General features: G+C 67.5%; 13 protein-coding genes. All 13 read left to right on the top strand.

The annotated features are described in order from the left end of the window. The first annotated feature begins 9 nt into the window (after positions 1-9). The 13 genes from wecB (at position 10) to IT306_11880 (ending at position 17,817) form a co-directional block, all read left to right on the top strand. Positions 10-1,134: a UDP-N-acetylglucosamine 2-epimerase (non-hydrolyzing) gene (gene wecB / locus IT306_11940; protein ID MCC7369129.1), complete on the top strand. Its 1,125-nt coding sequence runs from the start codon at positions 10-12 to the stop codon at positions 1,132-1,134. A 148-nt stretch (positions 1,135-1,282) separates the two neighbouring features. Beyond that, positions 1,283-5,875, top strand: coding sequence for a hypothetical protein (locus tag IT306_11935; protein MCC7369128.1), 4,593 nt, complete (start codon positions 1,283-1,285; stop codon positions 5,873-5,875). 85 nt (positions 5,876-5,960) lie between these two features. Continuing rightward, positions 5,961-6,710 carry a glycosyltransferase family 2 protein gene (locus tag IT306_11930; protein ID MCC7369127.1) on the top strand — a complete coding sequence of 250 codons (750 nt, stop codon included), beginning with the start codon at positions 5,961-5,963 and terminating at the stop codon, positions 6,708-6,710. Positions 6,711-6,823: 113 nt separating this feature from the next. Next, complete coding sequence (locus tag IT306_11925; GenBank protein MCC7369126.1) at positions 6,824-7,270, top strand: EamA family transporter; 447 nt, start codon at positions 6,824-6,826, stop codon at positions 7,268-7,270. Further along, on the top strand, positions 7,267-8,595 hold the full coding sequence (locus tag IT306_11920) for an NAD(P)/FAD-dependent oxidoreductase (GenBank protein ID MCC7369125.1): 1,329 nt from the start codon (positions 7,267-7,269) through the stop codon (positions 8,593-8,595). The genes IT306_11925 and IT306_11920 overlap by 4 nt, the downstream gene beginning before the upstream one ends. Positions 8,596-8,620: 25 nt before the next feature. After that, entirely contained in the window at positions 8,621-8,983 is a 363-nt protein-coding gene (locus IT306_11915; protein ID MCC7369124.1) for a multidrug resistance protein, read from the top strand. 12 nt (positions 8,984-8,995) lie between these two features. Continuing rightward, the gene (locus tag IT306_11910) at positions 8,996-10,123 is read left to right on the top strand and encodes a DegT/DnrJ/EryC1/StrS family aminotransferase (GenBank protein MCC7369123.1); all 1,128 of its coding nucleotides are present in this window, start codon (positions 8,996-8,998) and stop codon (positions 10,121-10,123) included. A 100-nt stretch (positions 10,124-10,223) separates the two neighbouring features. Next, positions 10,224-11,447: a glycosyltransferase gene (locus tag IT306_11905; protein ID MCC7369122.1), complete on the top strand. Its 1,224-nt coding sequence runs from the start codon at positions 10,224-10,226 to the stop codon at positions 11,445-11,447. Positions 11,448-11,452: 5 nt separating this feature from the next. After that, positions 11,453-12,802 (top strand): glycosyltransferase family 4 protein, encoded by a 1,350-nt coding sequence (locus tag IT306_11900; GenBank protein ID MCC7369121.1) that lies wholly within the window; start codon positions 11,453-11,455, stop codon positions 12,800-12,802. Position 12,803: 1 nt separating this feature from the next. Then, complete coding sequence (locus IT306_11895) at positions 12,804-14,003, top strand: glycosyltransferase family 4 protein (protein ID MCC7369120.1); 1,200 nt, start codon at positions 12,804-12,806, stop codon at positions 14,001-14,003. After that, complete coding sequence (locus IT306_11890) at positions 14,000-15,478, top strand: flippase (GenBank protein ID MCC7369119.1); 1,479 nt, start codon at positions 14,000-14,002, stop codon at positions 15,476-15,478. The genes IT306_11895 and IT306_11890 overlap by 4 nt, the downstream gene beginning before the upstream one ends. A gap of 1 nt (position 15,479) precedes the next feature. After that, entirely contained in the window at positions 15,480-16,406 is a 927-nt protein-coding gene (locus IT306_11885) for a glycosyltransferase family 2 protein (GenBank protein ID MCC7369118.1), read from the top strand. Positions 16,407-16,518: 112 nt separating this feature from the next. Further along, on the top strand, positions 16,519-17,817 hold the full coding sequence (locus IT306_11880) for an O-antigen ligase family protein (GenBank protein MCC7369117.1): 1,299 nt from the start codon (positions 16,519-16,521) through the stop codon (positions 17,815-17,817). Positions 17,818-17,822: the final 5 nt, after the last annotated feature.

The raw sequence follows: 17,822 nt of genomic DNA, 5'->3' as shown, positions 1-17,822 counted from the left end.
AGGCCAGCTGTGAAGATCGTTTCCATCGTCGGTGCGCGGCCAGAGTTCGTGCAAGTCGCGCCGTTGTCGGCGGCCTTGCGACGATCTCATCAGGAAGTCCTGCTCCACACGGGCCAGCACTACGACTACCTGATGTCGGAGATCTTCCTGCACGAGCTGGGACTCCCCGCGCCAGACTACAACCTGGGCGTCGGGTCCGGCTCGCATGGCCGCCAGACGGGCGAGCTGTTGGCGGATATCGAGCGGGTACTCCTCCACGAGCGGCCTGACTGGGTGATCGTTCGCGGGGACACGAACTCGACGCTGGCGGGCGGGCTGGCCGCCGCGAAGCTCGGCATTCCTGTCGCGCACATCGAGTCCGGGGCACGGAGCTTCGACCGTTCGATGCCCGAAGAGCTGAACCGGGTGCTCGTCGACCACCTGTCGTCGCTGCTCTTCTGCGTGGCACCGAACGGGGTCACGAATCTGGAGCATGAGGGCATTACCGAAGGCGTGTACAACGTCGGCGACGTTATGTATGATGCACTCCTACAAAATGTGCCGATAGCGCATCGGACATCATCATTGCGGACGCGTCTTGGCGTGCAAGAACGGGACTACGTGTTGGCGACCGTGCACCGGGCCGGAAATACCGACGATCCTGCCCGGCTGCGGAGCATCGTCGCCGCCATCAACGCCATCGAGGGCACGGTGGTCTTCCCGGTGCATCCGAGGACGCGCGCGGCGCTCGACCGGCTCCGGCTCGGCCTGGGTGACCGTGTCCTCGCCATCGAGCCTGTCGGCTACCACGACATGCTGATGCTCGAGGCCGGCGCGCGGGTGATCGTGACGGATTCGGGTGGAGTCACGCGAGAGTCGTATTTGCTCGGCGTGCCCTGCGTGACGCTGCGCGAGCAGACCGAGCACGTCGAGACGGTGACGGTCGGCTGGAACTGCCTTGCGGGGGCAGACACCGAACGTATCGTGGATGCCGTACGCACGTTCAGGCCGACGACGATCCGCCCGCCGGTGTTCGGCGACGGCCATGCGGCAGAGCGCATCGTGCAGATCCTGGAGACCGGGGCGTCACGGTTCTCGGCGGGGACCGGCGGGAGCAGCGTGCCTGAAGTGGCAAGCGCTGCGGGGCGTGTGTAGGCGGTAGTCGGTCGCGTTGGGGCGCGGGGTCTGGCCGGTTGCCGCGGCTTGCGGGAAGGGGCTTCTGATGCGGGGTACGATGGCGCCACCGGACGCCAGGGATGGCGTGCGTGTGCGACGATCCGGTGAACGTCACGCTGGTGATTCGGTGACGGATCGCGAAACGGCCGGATGGGTGGGACGGCAGTCTGCCCAGCTACGGGTGGTATGCGCGGGCTTCGTGCGGCGTCTGGGCGTCAGCCGAGCGGTGCTGCTGCCGATCCTGGCGCTGCTCGCCCTGGCCGTGGCGGTCCCGCACCCATTCCCGACGACCGCGCAGTCGTCCGTCGCGCCGATCCTGCTCATCGTCAACAGCGCATCCCCCAACAAGTTCGGCAACTACCTCGGCGAGATCCTTCGCGTCGAGGGCATCGTGGCGTTTGATGTGGCCCAACTGAGCGGCATCTCGAGCGGTCAGCTTGCTGGGTACTCGACGGTCGTCCTCAGCGAGACGCCGCTGAGCGCGCCCCAGGCAGCTCTCCTGACGAGCTACGTCAACACCGGCGGCTCGCTGATCGCGATGCGCCCGGACGCCCAGCTGGCGGCCGTCTTCGGTATCACGCCGGTGGCTGGGGTCACGTCAGACGGGTACTTCAAGGCCGGCGCGCATCAGACAGCCAGTGGCCTGTCCAGCCAGACGCTGCAGATCCACGGCGATGCCGACCGCTACTCGGTGACCACCGGGACGAAGGTTGCCGCCCTGTATTCGAGCCAGACCCTGGACACGGGGCGGCCGGCCGCGGTGATCAACTCCTACGGCACGGGCCGCGCCGCCGCCTTCACCTACGATCTGGCAAAGAGCGTCGCGTACACGCGTCAGGGCAACCCGGCGTGGGCTGGCACCGATCACGACGGCGACGGCGTCGTCCGGACCATCGACGGTTTCGTCGGGTGGGCCGACCTCGACCGGCTGCAGGTTCCCCAGGCGGATGAGCAGCAGCGGCTGCTCCGCAATTTCGTGACCTACTTCGGCGAGCTGACGAAGCCCGTGCCGCAGTTCTGGTACTTCCCTGAGGCAGCCAACAAGTCGGTGCTGGTGCTCACGAGCGACGAGCACGGCCAGTCAACGCCGATCTTCGACCAGATGGCCACCGTCGCCGAGCAGAACGGCGCCCGCCTTACGTTCTACATGTCGCGCTGGTTCCACCTCGATCCGCAGGAGCTGCTGGTGCTCCGCAGCCGAGGACACGAGTTTGGCGTCCACTCGACTGGCCAGCAGGCGAACCAGTCGCTCGCGGCGGCCTACACCGAGGCGATCAACTGGTTCGTCGGCGACACCGGCGTGCAGCCTTCGCGCACCACGCGCAACCACCAGGTTGAGTGGCAGGGCTGGGCCTCCGCGGCGCAGGTGGCCGCCAGCAACGGCATCGAGATGAGTGTGGACTTCTACCACTGGGGGGCGTGGCTGCAGAAGCCGAACGGCCAGTGGGTCTGCTCGGGGTATCCCACGGGCAGCGGCCAGCCGATGAAGTTCGTGGACACCGATGGCACGATCATCCCCGCCTACCAGCAGGTGACCCAGCTGGTTGACGAGCAGATGCTCGACGTACCGGGCGAGACGACCTGCGGGCTGACGTACGCACAGGCCGTGACCGAGTCCAACGCGCTCATCGACCGGAGCATCAACGGCGACCTCGCAGCGGTCGTGGCGCAGGTTCACGTCGACTACTTCTACGCGCCGGACTGGCTCGTCGGCATGACGACGCACGCCCAGCAGAACAACGTGCCGATGCTGACCGCCGAGCGCTGGCTGAACTTCACCAAGGCCCGCCAGACCTCAACCGTCAGCCAGTGGGACTGGAATCTGCCGACGCGCGGGCTGACCTACTGCGTTCAGATCCCGGGCAGCGAGAACGCCGTCACCATGCTCGTGCCGGCGTCCTACGGCGGCACGGGACTCCAGACACTGGTGGTGGACGGCCTGCCCGCCGCGACCACCAGCCTCTCGATGAAGGGGTTCAACTACCGCGCGTTCAAGGTCAGCAGCGGCTCGCACTCGATTGGCGCTCGCTATCAGGCCGGCACGATCTCGGGTCCAAACTGCGCCGTCTCCGGGACCGCCACCCCGACGCCAACCCTCACGAACACCCCGGCGCCGACCTCCACGGCGACGGCGACCCCGCCGCCGGGCGCAACGGCGACCAACACGGCGACGGTCGCTGCCACGCCGACCCCGAACGTGGTCACCGGCGAGCAGATCGACACGATCGTTGCGGACTTCAGCACCTGCCCGGCGCCGAGCGGCATCTCGGTTTCGAATGTGCTCGGCGGCGAGCTGCGGCTGCGCGCCAGCCTGGAAGAGTATTTTGACGCCTCGCCGGGCGCCCAGAGCTGGCTCTGGGGCACCTGGGGCGGCGGACCGTTTACACCCGCACCAAACGGTGGCACGCTGGCGCTCCCGGCCAATACGGGCGCCTGGCTTCGGTCACAGAACACCTATACGCAGCAGACGCTCGAGGGCCGCGTCACGCTCGGGGCCGGGGCCTGGGAGCACGTCGGCTTCGCCGACGATGGGTTCGGCTCGCGGTACGCCATCCTGAGCACGGGCAGTGACGGGCAGGCGATTCGCGCTCGCACGGCGGTCAACGGGCAGGAGACCACTACGGTCATTGGCTCGGCGACCCTCGGCGTTCCCCACGATGTCCGCATCGTCTGGACGGCGACCGGCGTCGACTACGTGGTTGACGGCAGCACCGTCGCAAGTCATCAGGTGAGCATCGCCGCGCCGATGTACGTCTACGCGTCGAACAACGGCTCCGCCGCGCTGTCGCTCGACTGGTTGCGCATCGGCTCCTACACGACCGGCGCCGTCACGTACACCTCGTGCATCAAGGATGCTGGCGCAGCGGCCTGGGGCCCGGTAGCCTGGACCGGCAGCGCGCCGGCCGGCGCCGTGCTCTCGGTCCAGGTCAGCACCTCCGCGGACGGGCAGGCGTGGTCCGCCTGGAACACGGTGCAGAACGGCGCAGCGCCGGTGCCCCCAACAGACCGGTACCTGCGCTACCAGGTGACGCTCAACACCGCCGATACGACGGTTTCGCCTGAGCTGACAGATGTCACGGTGCGGCTCGCATCCGCTCCCACATCGACCAGCACGCCGGTCCCGAGCACGCCGACGACCACCAGCACACCAACGGCCACGAACACGTCCACGCCGACAGCGACGCCGACCCCTGGCCCCACCAATACGCCGGCCGTCACGCCAACGCCAAATCCGGCGGCGGTAGTCATCGACGACGCGGACATCGGGCCGACGAACGGCATCACGTACAGCGGCTTCTGGAACGAGACGGCTGCGGCCGGGGCGTACGACGACGGGGAGCGGCTGGTCAACGGGCCGGGCGCACCAGCGACGTTGAACGTCTCCGGGACGGGCGTCTCACTGATCACGCTGGTGTACACAAAGGCCGCCGACCGGGCGATTGCGTCGGTCACGGTGGATGGCGTGGCACAGCCGACCGTCGATCAGTACGCGACGGCGACGGCCTACCAGCAGACGGTGGCCTACGCGGTCAACCCGGCGCTGACCTCGCACACCGTCGTCGTGGGCAACTCGGGCAGCAAGAACAACGCGGCGACCGGCTGGGCCATCGGCATCGATGCGTTCGTCGTCAACGGGGTCACGCCGCCGCCCCCGGCCACGGCGACTCCGGTGCCGACGGCGACGCTCACGCCGGTGCCGACCAACACGCTGACCCCCACCGTGACGAACACCGTGCCGCCGCCGAACACGCCGACGCCCGTCCCGACGTCGACGTTCACCCCGACGGCCACGAATACGCCCGTTGGGACGCCGACCCCGACGCCCGCTCCGGTGGCGATCGACGATACGGTGATCGGGGCGACGAACGGCATCACCTACAGCGGCTTCTGGAACGTGACCACGGCAGCAGGGGCGTACAACGGCGGGGAGCGGCTGGTCAGCGGGCCGGGCGCACCGGCGACGCTGAACATCTCCGGGACGGGCGTCTCGCAGATCACGCTGCTGTACACGAAGGCCGCCGACCGGGCGATTGCCTCGGTCACGGTGGACGGCGTGGCACAGCCGACCGTGGACCAGTACGCGGCGGCGACGGCCTATCAGCAGACGGTGACCTACGCGGTCAACCCGGCGCTGACCTCGCACACCGTCGTCGTGGGTAACTCGGGCAGCAAGAACAACGCGGCGACTGGCTGGGCCATCGGCATCGACGCGTTCGTCGTCAATGGCGTCACGCCGCCGGGCGTCCCGACCCAGACGCCCACGGTGACGCCCACCCGCACCCCGACGCCGACCATTACCTTGACCCCGACCGTCACCACCACGCCGGCCCCGACGAACACGCCGATGCCGGGCACGACCATCGACTCGACGAACGGCCAGATCGCGTTCTCAGGCTGGTGGCCGACCCAGAACACGGCAGGCGCCGTTGGCGGCTCCGAGCGGCTCGGCGAGTTTGGCGGGGCACAGGCCACGCTGTCGTTCACCGGTTCCAGCGTGAAGGTCGTGTTCAGCCAGGGCACCAATCGTGGCCAGGCTGAGGTGCGGATCGACGGGAACATCGTCGGCACGATCGATCAGTATGGGCCGAGCCAGGCGCAACAGTCCGTGACCTACCCGGTGGCCTCTGGCGCCCACACGATTCAGGTGACGGTGAATCGGGCGAAGCAGGCAGCATCGAGCGGCTACCTCGTCGCCATCGACGCGTTCGTCATCAACTGATGCCTGCCTGAGTACGCGGCGCAGCCGGTGCAAACGATGACGCAACTCTTGTCGCTTCGAGCGATGCATCTTGTGAGGATGGGTCGTGGACATTTCCCTGGTGATCCCCTGCCGCGATGAAGCTGACAATGTCCAGGTGCTGCAGCAGGAGCTGCGCCCGGTTGTCGAGGCGCTGCGGCAGCAGTACTCGGTTGAGCTGGTGTTTATCGATGATGGGAGCGTCGACGGGACTGGCGATCTTCTGGAAGCCACCTTCGCCGACGATCCCGCCGTGCGGGTCGTGCGCCACGAGACGGGCCGAGGGCTCGGCGCGGGGCTGCGGACGGGGTTCGCGTACAGCACGGGTGAGATCGTCATCACGACTGACTGTGATGCGAGCTACCCGTTCTCGCTGATTCCGCCGCTGCTCGAGCGCCTGACGCCGGGTGTGGACATCGTCACGGCCTCGTGCTACCACCCGGACGGCGGTGTTGAGAATGTGCCGGCCTACCGGATCTTCCTGAGCAAGTCGGCATCGTTTATGTATCGCGTCCTGCTCGACTGGCGGGTGCACACCTACACGTGCCTGTTCCGGGCGTATCGGCGACACGTCATCGACCGGGCCGAGTTCGAGTCCGATGGCTTCCTGGGCGTCACCGAGATCCTGGCGAACGCCATCCGCGACGGCCGCGTCGTCGCCGAGCTGCCCTGCGTCTTGCGCGCCCGCCGGTACGGGCAGTCGAAGGCCCGGGTGGCCCGGATCATCCGCTCGCACCTGCGATTCCAGTGGGGACTGCTCGCGGGCCGTCGGCGCAGCACGCCGCGCGAGCAACGGCCACGGGAGTATGCGTCCTAACTGACGCCGACGGCCGGTGCGCTGTCGATCCGCTGCCAGATGCGAGCGGCTTCTCCCTCTGGAACATACCGGCACGACGCCCGCGCGGCGTCGCGCCCGAGGTGGTGACTCCTGTGAATGCGTTGCCGTATATCCTGGTGAGCGGCGTCTTCGCCGTGCTCGGCCAGATCCTCCTCAAGTGGGGTCTCGCCCAGATCGGGCCGCTGACCCTCGCGCCGGCCCGACTGCCAGAGCTGGTGCTGGCGCTGGCCCTCAATCCGCTGGTCGTGTTGGGCCTCGTGGTGACGGTCACCGGCACGTTCTTCTGGCTGATCACGCTGTCACGCGTCGATCTGAGCTTTGCGTATCCGTTCGCGAGCCTGAACTATGTCGCCGTCCTGGTCGGCTCCTGGCTGCTGCTGGGTGAGAGCCCCTCGCCAGTCCGACTGCTTGGCGTCCTGGCGATCTGTGGCGGGGTCTGCCTGATCGCCCGAACGTCGAGCGTCCATCGCGAGGTGCCGGCGGTCGAGCGCTCACCGCAGATCGCCGCGCCCTCGCTCTCCGTGAGGCAGTCCCTATGAATGTAGGCATCGTTGGGGCGGGGATGCTCGGGCTGGCGCTCGGGTACGCCCTGTCACGAGCCGGCATCCAGGTCTCGATCTTCGATGCGAAGCCCCAGGCTGGCGGCCTCCTCGAAACCGTCGACGTGGACGGCGTGGCTATCGACAAGTACTACCATTGCATCCTGGGCGGCGATACCGACCTTCTCGCCCTGATCGACGAGCTGGATCTGAGTGACCGGGTCCGGTTCACGGCGGCGCGCCAGGGCTTCTACTCCGGCGGGCGTCTCTACTCGATGGCGAGCGGCAAGGACTTGCTGCTGTTCCCGCCGCTGTCGCTGGTCGAGCGGTTTCGTCTCGGTCTCACGATCCTCGGTGCGTTCCGCGTCAACGACTGGGCCAGGCTCGAAGAGACCCCGGTCGAGGACTGGCTGGTGGGGCTGGGCGGTCGAGGCGCGTTCGAGAAGGTCTGGCGGCCGCTGCTCCGCGCGAAGTTCGACGCGAGCTTTGACCAGACCCCGGCGACCTACATCTGGTCGCGGATCAAGCGCACGTCCTCGACGAAGGCAGCGGCCGGGCGCGGCGATCAGCTTGGCTACGTCGTCGGGAGCTACCGCGTCCTGGTCGATCGACTGGTGGAGCGGATCGAGCAGGCTGGCGGGACCGTTCAACTGGACGCCCGGATCAGCGAGATCACGGTTGAAGACGAGCGTGTGACCGGGCTCGTCGTCAACGGTCGGCAGCAGCCGTTTGACAGCGTGGTGGTCACGACGCCGCTGCAGGTGCTGTCGGCGCTGGTCCCGGAGCCGGCGCGCAGCGCGCTGGCCCTGCCGCCGCCGCCCGAGTTTCTGGGCGTGATCTGCGGGCTGCTGCTGCTGGATCGGCCGTTGTCTCCGTACTACACGTTGAACATCGCCGACCGCGACGTGCCGTTTACGGGCGTCATCGAGACCACCAACGTGATCGCGCCGGAGGATGTAGGCGGGCACCACCTGGTGTATGTGCCGAAGTACGTGACGCGGTCCAGCCCGTTCCACGAGCTTGACGACGATGCGCTCCGACAGCTCTACATCGAACATCTCTCGAAGATGCTGCCCGCGTTCCGCGAGTCCACGGTGCGCCACGCGTTCGTGTTCCGCGAGCGGTTCGTCGAGCCGCTGCACCAGATCGGACGGGCCCGGCCGACGGTACCGATGCAGACGCCGATCGGTGGGCTGTTCGTGGTCAACAACGGGCAGATCTACCCCGAGCTGACGAACTGCCAGGCGAGTGTTCGCCATGCCCAGAAGGCGCTGCCACTGATCGCCACCCACCGGGCGGCGCCGTCACCGGTGGCCGTGTCCTGACCGGCGCGGATGTGAGGAGTCCTCAATGCCAGCCGTTGTGCTGATTGTGTGCAGCGTGGTGATCGGCGTAATCGGGCAGTTGGTGCTGAAATCGGCCATGTCCAGGTCCGGCCCACTTGGCCTGCGCGGCGGCCCGATTGTCGCCGTGTCGGCCATGGCGCTGAACCCGGGCGTCTGGGCCGGCATGTCGCTCTACGGGGTGAGCATGCTGTTCTGGATGGCCGGCCTCTCACGCGTGGAGCTTGGTTACGCCTACCCCTTCCTGAGCCTGAGCTACGTGCTCATCCTCGTCGGCTCGCGGATCGTGCTGGGAGAGGCCATCGGGTGGGCCCGGCTGGTCGGGGTGCTGGTGATTTGTTTCGGCGTGACCGTCGTCGCACTGGGTTGATGGAGCGGCTGCATGCACTCGCAACAGATTGAGGCGCCAGCGAAGTGGTCGATTCAGGTCGCCAGACCGATGCTTGGCGAGGAGGAGATCGAGGCGGTCGCACGGGTCCTGCGTTCGGGCCACCTGGTGCAAGGCGCGCTGGTCGAGCAGTTCGAGCGGCGGTTCGCAGCGATGCTCGGAGCGCGGCACGCCGTGGCCTTGTCGAACGGCACCGCCGCGCTGCACCTGGCGCTGCTGGCACACGGCATCAGCGCCGGAGACGAGGTCATCACCAGCCCCTTCACGTTCATCGCCTCGGCGAACGCGGCGCTGTACGTGGGGGCGCGCCCGGTGTTTGTGGACATCCGACCAGACACGTTCAATCTCGATCCAGGCCAGATCGAGGCCAGCATCACGCCGCGCACACGGGCGATCGTGCCAGTCCACCTGTACGGCCAGCCGGCCGAGCTGGACGCGATCCACGAGATCGCGGCGCGCCATCAGCTTGCCGTGATCGAGGATGCCGCGCAGGCGCATGGCGCGGCGATTGACGGACGGATCGTCGGATCGACGGGGACGGCCTGCTTCTCGTTCTATGCGACGAAGAACGTGACCACGGCAGAGGGCGGTCTCGTCACGACGGATGACGACGAGATCGTGGATCGCCTGCGCCTGCTGCGAAGTCATGGGCAGCGCGAGCGCTACCACCATGAGATCCTGGGCTACAACTTCCGTCTGACGGACGTGCAGGCGGCCATCGGGTTGGTGCAGTTGGACCGCCTGGAGGCGCTCACCGACGCACGGATCCGGAACGCGGCATGCTTGTCAGCACGCCTGTCCGGCGTGAGGCCACCCGTCGTGCTGCCGGGGTATCGGCACGTCTTCCATCAGTACACCGTGCGAATCCCGCACGACCGCGATGGTGTCGCGCGGCGCCTGGCCGAGCAGGGCATCGGCACGGGCGTCCACTATCCGGTGCCGGTGCACCAGCAGCCGCTGTACCGCGACATGGGGTACGAGGATCACCTGCCCGAGTCCGAGCGCGCCAGCCGCGAGGTGCTCTCCCTGCCGGTGCATCCGGGGCTGACGACCGACGAGCTGGATGCCGTGGCGACGACACTGTCAGCGGTGGCGGCTCCCAGGACAGTTGCCCTGTCCTGATGGGCTCCGCGCCATCTACCGCCAGGCACTTTCTGAAGGCCGGTTTCGGAAGATCGCTTCGTACGGCGACTTTGACCTGTATCAACGGGAGCCCTGACTCGTGCGCGTCCTGTTCCTGTCGCGGTGGTTCCCGTATCCGGCGGATAACGGGGCGAAGCTGCGGATCTACAACCTGCTCCGTCAGCTTGCGCGGGTCCACGACGTGACGCTGCTCACCTGCGCCGAGCAGCTGGACCACATCGACGACGACGCGCTGGCGCACCTTCGCAGCGTGTGTGCAGACGTTCGGGTGGTGGCGTACCGCCGCTTTCAGCCGAGGAGCGGCAAGGCGCTCGCCGGGATATTCTCCAGCGAGCCGCGCTACCTCGTCGATACGCACCGTCCCGAGTTCTCCCGCCAACTGCACGAACTGCTCGCGACGACTTCGTTCGACGTGGTGCTCGCATCGCAACTATCGATGGTCCCGTACGGCATCGAGACCGCGCAGGCAACAGGCGTTCCCGTGGTGCTCGAAGAGCTGGAGATCGCGCTCTTCCGGGACGCGGCCTCAGGATGGCAACGGCCGCTCCAGACGCTTCGCCACCAGCTGACCTGGATCAAGCTGCGTGCGTACCTCCGACGGGTGCTGCCCCTGTTCGCCGCGTGTACCGTGGTCTCAGAGCCGGAGCGGCAGTACGTCGCGGCGCTGGCGCCGGAGTATCGGCCGGCAATGGTGATCCCGAACGGGGTCGATCTCGGCCAGTACGCCCACCTGCGTGAGACGCCGGTCCCGGGCGCGTTGATCTTTCCTGGCGCCCTCACCTATTCAGCCAACCTCTCAGGGGCTGACTGGTTCCTGCGCGAGGTGTTCGTGAAGCTCAAGACCCTCGCGCCGGACTGTCGCCTGAACATCACCGGGCAGACCGCTGGCGTTGACCTGAACCAGTTGCCCCAGATGGACGGCTACACCATCACGGGATACGTGCCGGACATTCGGCCGGTCATCGCGCGGAGCATGGTGACCGTCGTGCCGTTGCTGGTGGGGGGCGGCACGCGCCTCAAGATCCTCGAGTCCCTGGCCATCGGGACGCCCGTCGTCTCGACCTCGAAGGGCGCGCAGGGCCTGGACGTCCGCGACGGCGAGCACCTGCTGATCGCCGACACGGCGGATGCGTTCGCGGCGTCGGTGCAGGCGCTGCTCCAGGATACGGATCTGCGCGCACGGCTGGTTGCGTCTGGCCGTCGGCTGGTCCGTGAGCGTTACAGCTGGGACGCGATCGGTCCGCGCCTGTGCGACCTGCTGGAGCAGGTTGCGCGGCCGGCCGTTGCCGCCGGAGTGCACTGACGGTCATGCGAGTCGTGCTTGCGACCCACTTCTTCTTCCCGACGCAGTCCGGCGGGACCGAGTCGTACACGCTCGGGCTGGCGCGGGCGCTGCGGGCGCGCGGTCACGAGCCGTTCGTGATCTGCGCCGGCTCGCTGGACGCCGCGCACGGCTGGCCGCCGCGCGCCGAGGACGACACCTACGACGGCATCCCCGTTCGACGGCTCTCGTGGGACTGGGTGCGTGCACCGCATCCGTTCCGAACCTTCTACGACAACCCGGAGGCGACGGCGCTCTTCAGCGCGTACCTGCGGGAGGTCGGCGCGGACGTCGTCCACGTCACCTCGTGCTACTCGCTGAGCGCCAACATCCTGGGCGCCGCTCGTCAGGCCGGCTGCCGCACGATCCTGACGTTGACGGACTTCTGGTTTCTCTGTATTCGCCACACGCTCCTGCGCGGCGACGGCTCGCTGTGCGCCGGCCCGACATCCGCGGCCGATTGCCAGCGCTGCCTGGCGTCTGGCTCTCCCTCGCTGCGGGGGATCATGGATCGAACGAATCCGCAGTTGGTCGCCAGAGCGCTGCTGGCCGCGAGCCACGCTCCGGCGCTGGTACGGCTGCCGGGGCTGCGCGGGTACGTCGGCGATGCCGAGACGCGCCTCGACCACCTGCGGCAGGCCTTCGCTCAGGCCGATGCGGTTATCGCGCCGTCGCGGTTCTTGAAGCAGATGCTCGTCCGCGGCGGCTACTCGGCTGACTCGATGACGGTGTCACCGTACGGCATGGATCTCTCGTGGGGGCCGATGACGGCCCGGCGCGCAGACGACGGCCAGCTCGTGCTCGGATACCTTGGGCAGATCGAGCCGCTCAAGGGTGTTGACGTGGCCGTGCGCGCCGTCCGTGCACTCCCCACGGATCGGCCGGTGCGCCTGCGGATCTTCGGCTCGCTGGAGAAGAACCCGTCGTACGTGGCACGTCTTCGGGAGCTTGCCGAGGGGGATGCCCGCATCGAGTTCGTGGGACCGTACCAGCCGCGCGACCTGCGCGAGGTGCTGGCTGGCCTGGATGCGATAGTCGTGCCGTCGCTCTGGTACGAGAACACGCCGCTGGTGATCAGCGAGGCGTTCGCGGCGCGGCGGCCAGCCCTGGCCACGAACCTGGGCGGGATGAGCGAGGCCGTGCAGCACGGCAAGAACGGGCTGCTCTTCGAGCGTGGCGATGCAGCGGGACTCGCGGCGGCCATCGTCCGGTTGACGACGGAGCCGGGGCTGCTGGACGAGCTTCGCGCGGGGATCCAGCCCGTGCGAACCATCGACGAGGAGATCGTGGCCTTGCTCGACTTGTATCGTGGGGCCACGCTCCCGGTGAGCGCCTGACATGGCCCGCCGACGACTTGGCATCGACGTTCGCTACCTCTCGCACGGGCTTGTGGGCGGCGTGCACACCTACGTGCGCCACTTCGTGCCGGCCCTCCTGGATCTCGCCAGCGAGTTCGAGGTGATCCTCTACGCGGACACGAAGCAGCCATTTGAGCTGGCCGATCTGCCGCCCTCGGTGACGCTGCGCCGCCTGCCCTGGCGCAGCGCGCTCTCCACCGTGCAGCAGGATCTCTGGATGTGGCGCACGATGCAGACGGACCGCCTGGAGGTCGTGCACTTTCCGGCGAACTACGGCATCGGGCCGCGCGGCGCGGCGACGGTCCTCACAATCCACGACGCGATCAACCTCTTGCCGATCTACGAGATCGTGCGGGGACATCCGAAGCGGCCAGGCACCATCGCGAAGATGCTCTACTTGCAGGCCTGGACCAAGTACGCGGCGCGGCGGGCCGACCTGGTGTTGACGGTTTCGGAGCACGCCCGCCGCGAGATCGCAGGAACGGGGCGTGTGGCGGCGTCACAGATCGTGGCGGTGCCGCACGCGCCGACGCCTGATCTCAGGAGGGTGACGGACCCTGACCGGCTCGACGAGGTGCGGCGGCGACACGGCATCCAGACGCCGTTCGTGCTGGCCGATGGGCTGAAGAATCCTGGCACGCTGATTCGGGCGTGGCGGCGTCTGCCGCAGGCGCTGCGCGACACCCATCGCATCGTCTTCTTCGCGCGACGCCCAAACGTGGCGCCAGCGGTGATCGAGGCGCAGGCGCGCGGTGAGGCGTACCTGCTGATCGCACCGACGCGGCCTGACCTGATCGGTCTGTACAGCCTGGCAGCGGCGTTCGTGTTTCCCTCGTGGATCGAGGGTTTCGGTATCCCGGTCCTGGAAGCGATGACCTGCGGCGCGCCGGTCATCTCGTCAGACCGAGGGGCGCTCCCGGAAGTGCTTGGCGGGGCTGGCCTGCTCGCCGATGCCGAGGACGACGCTGCGTTCGCGCGGCACATCGAGCTGGTGCTGACCGACGACGGCGCGCGCGAGCGGCACAGGGCACAGGGGTACGAGCGGGCGGCACAGTTCACCTGGGAGAACACGGCCCGGGCGATTCTCGGGGTGTACAACATGGCCTGGCAGCGGCGGCACCCAGGCGCGCAGGCAGGGTCCGTTGCCCCCACGGCTGTGCACGTGTCGGAGCGAGCATGAGCGGCCTCGCGACGACGGTGCTTCGGAACTCGTTCGCAGGCATTGGGGCGCAGGCGGCCATCAAGGTACTCTCGTTCGGCTTCTCGGTGCTGGTGGTGCGTCAGCTTGGCGCAGAGCAGTTCGGCCAGTACGCGGCCGTCCTGGCGTTCGGCGCGACGTTTGTGTTCCTGGCAGACCTGGGCCTCGGAGTCTTCACCGTTCGTGAGGTCAGCCGGTGGCGTGCCCTGGAGGACGGGAAGGCGCACATCGACCGGTTCTTTGGCAACGTGGTGGTGCTCCGCGTCTTGCTGGGATGCGTCGCCGCGGTGCTGATCGTGCTGACCGCCTGGGCGACGGACCGTCCAACGGCGATGCTGGTGGCCCTGGCGGTCGGGGCGGTCGGACTGATGGTCTACTCGGCGCAAGGCGCGTGCGAGGCCGTGCTGGCGGGCTTCGAACGGCTGCACGTTGCCGCCGCGGCGAAGGTCGTGAATCAACTGGCCTTTGTGGTGCTGGGCGCCATAGCGCTGATCGTCGGGGCAGGGTATCACGGGCTGGTCGTTGCGAATCTGGTCGGCGTGTCGATCATGGCCTGGCTGTGCTGGCGAGGTGTCAGACGCCTGGATGTGACGCCGGGGCGTCCGTCTCCAGACCAGTGGCTGCCGCTGCTGCGGGCGAGCGCGCCGTTCGCCGTGATCGCCGGCACGCTCGGGCTGTCCTACAAGTTCGACAGTGTGCTGCTGAACATCGCGTGGGGCGATACGGAGACGGGCTATTACAACGCCGCGTACAGCCTGGTCTTCGCGTCGGTGTTCCTCTCGAACGCGCTGAACACGGCGCTCTACCCGTCGCTGACGCGGCAGGCTGCGCAGGCGCCGGAGTCGCTACCGTCCATCTACGGGACGGCCCTGCGCTACTTGATGAGTGTCTCCCTTCCCATCGCGGTCGGCGGGTTCGTGCTCTCGGATCAGATTGTCGCGCTGCTCTTCGGCGCGGGCTTCGTGGAGGCGGGGCCGGTGCTGGCCATTCTGATCCTGGTCGTGCCGTTGATGTTCGCGTCCGAGCTGCTGGGGTACGTGGTGGTGATCGGCGGCGCTGAGCGCTCGGTGGCGCGGGCGGTCCTGGTGAGCACGGGCATCAACATCCTGTGCAACCTGGTGCTGGTCCCGTGGTTCGGGCTGTTCGCAGCGGCCACGATGACGGTGGTCACGGAAGGGGTGCTGGTCGGCCAGTACGTCTGGTATCTCCGCGCGACGCTGGCCCAGATCTCATGGCAGCGCACGCTGATCCTTCCTCTGGTCGCGACGGGAATGATGGGTGTTGGCGTTCTGCTCATGAAGGAGCTTCCAACTGTGGTGACGATCCTGCTTGCCGCCGTCATGTACGGCATGCTCCTGGTTCTGCTGGGCGTGGTACAGCCTGGCGAGTTGGCGGTGCTCCGCTCCGTTGGCGCGTCGATGCGCCCGCGCCCGACATCGGAACCTCTCGTGAGTTGATGTGAACAAGCACGTTCAAGCATCCACCATTGCCGTCATCATCTTGCACTGGAAGCGAGCCGATGAGACGCTGGCCTGCCTCGCTCGATTGCAGGCTCTACAAGCCGTTCCCATCACGGTGCTGGTGGTGGACAATGGCGGTGTCCCGCTGAGTGATGCAGCGATGTATGAGGCGTGCCCGCGGGCTGTCATCATCCGGAACCGCACGAATCTCGGATTTGCCGGCGGCTGCAACGTCGGCATTCGATGGGCGATAGATCATGGCGCATCATATGTGCTCTTGCACAATGATGATGCGGGGATTTCCGAACAAGACCTCATCTGCCTCTACCAGTCGGCGGAAGCTGATGCGACGATCGGGATGATCGGGCCGACCATCTACTACGGTGCTCAACGCCTGGTTGTCTGGTCATCGGCTGGTCACATTGATCGCTTCGGGCGCGCCAGCCAGCCCGGAGCAGATGCCACGCTGAGTGGCCTTGAACAACTGACCCACGCGCGCGACGTGGACTATGTGACAGGGTGCATGTTGCTCGTTCGGGTCTCGGCCATCCAACAGATTGGCCTGCTTGATGAGGCGTTCTTCGCATACTACGAGGAGGCGGAATGGTGCCGAAGGGCAGTCTCTGCTGGCTTCCGAGTGGTCTGGGTTCCCGCAGCAAGTGCCTGGCACAATATCGAGCCGAATGAGCGTGGAGAGTCCCCGCTACATCTGTACCTAATGGCGCGGAACCGACTGCTGTTCCTGCGCCGTACTCGTGCTCCGTTCGGCACGGTCGCGTGGTCCGCGCTGGATCTCCTGCGGACGGCGATGAGCTGGACGCTCCGGCCACGGTATCGACAGCGACGTATGTATGTCCCAGTGCTGTTGCGAGCACTCGCTGACTTTCTGCTGGGGCGGTTTGGCGCGCCGCCAGCGACGCTGTAACCTCGCAGATCCCTGGGGGTGCATGACCGCGATGGAGCACGAGTCGGCTGCGTTGCAGCGGCCTGCGTCGGTGGCCTCGGCGGCAGTATGGCCGGTGCATCGAGGGGATGTTGTGCCCTCGCCCGCCGCCACCTGGAGCGAGCGCAGCCTGGGCGAACGGCAGCCAATGGCACCGACCGAGCGGTTCGCCCGCGTCCTCGGGTACGGGCTGGCGTCCGTGCCGACGGTTGGTGCGGTCGTACCGTTTGCGCTGGGGACGGGAACGCAGAGCACGATCGTCGCGGCGCTCGCCATCTCCATCGCGCTGTTCGTGCTCTGGATCGGCTGGCTGGTCTTCAGCCGCCGAGCGTTCCTGGTGCGGACGCCGCTCAATGCGCCGGTCGCCATCCTGTGTCTGGTCTGGGTGCTGGCGTGTATCGCATCGAACGTGTTGGTGGATCCGCGCGTCGCCCTGCGGCTGGGTAGCTCGTTCGCGCTGGTGCAGGTCGCGGCGGTCACCGTCACGGTCATCTCGCTTGGCCTGCTCCTGTTAGGCGCCAACCTGGGCCAGGAGGACTGGTACTGCCGCGTCGCCACCTGGGCGTATCTGGCGGTCAGTGTCGTCGCGATCTCCAGCTACTACGTGGGGCTGGAAACCCGGTTGGCCTTCCTGAACACCAACGGGCTGTTCACCCTCTGGGCCGTGGCCCTGTCCTACGGTCAGGCGCTCTTCAATCGCCGGCTCGGCCCCATCGGACGGCTGGGGCTGATCGGCCTGGCAGGGGCGTACCTGTTCAAGGTGGTGATTCTTCAGACGGTCTGGCTCTCGGGGTGGATACCGGCGCTGGTGGCGGTCGGCATCATCACGCTGGTGCGGTCACGGCTGCTGGCCGGGCTCGGCATCATCGTGGCGGCCCCGTTCCTGGTGGCCTTCTCCGACCGCATCTTCGACGCGGTCGTCGAGTCGAATATCGACGAGGGATCGGACTCGCGGCTGGACATCTGGATGCAGGCGTGGGATCTCCTGAGCCAGTATCCCGTGCTCGGAACGGGGCCGGCCGGCTACGCGGCCTACTACATGACGCTGTACGTGGGGTCTGGATCGTCGATGTCCACCCACTCGAACTACGTGGATATCGCGGCGCAGACCGGGATCATCGGCGTGGTCGCCTTCCTCTGGCTGCTTGGTGCGCTCGGCATCGTCGCATGGCGGGCCTGCCGAAGCTGGCGGGCCGGGTTTGCTGGCGGGTTCACGGCTGCCGCTGCCGGCGGTCTGATCGGCGCGGTCATCGCGATGGCCCTGGGCGACTGGGTCATCCCCTTTGTCTACAACCAGGGCATCGCCGGGTTCCGCTACACCGTGCACACCTGGGTGTTCCTCGGATTCCTGGCCGCGTACGCCGCACGGGCGGCGCACAAGACCACGCACTGAAGCAG

It is taken from the genome of Chloroflexota bacterium (assembly GCA_020850535.1).
In the GTDB taxonomy this organism is placed as follows: Bacteria; Chloroflexota; UBA6077; order UBA6077; family JACCZL01; genus JADZEM01.
This window is presented reverse-complemented; position numbering and strand designations above follow the sequence as displayed.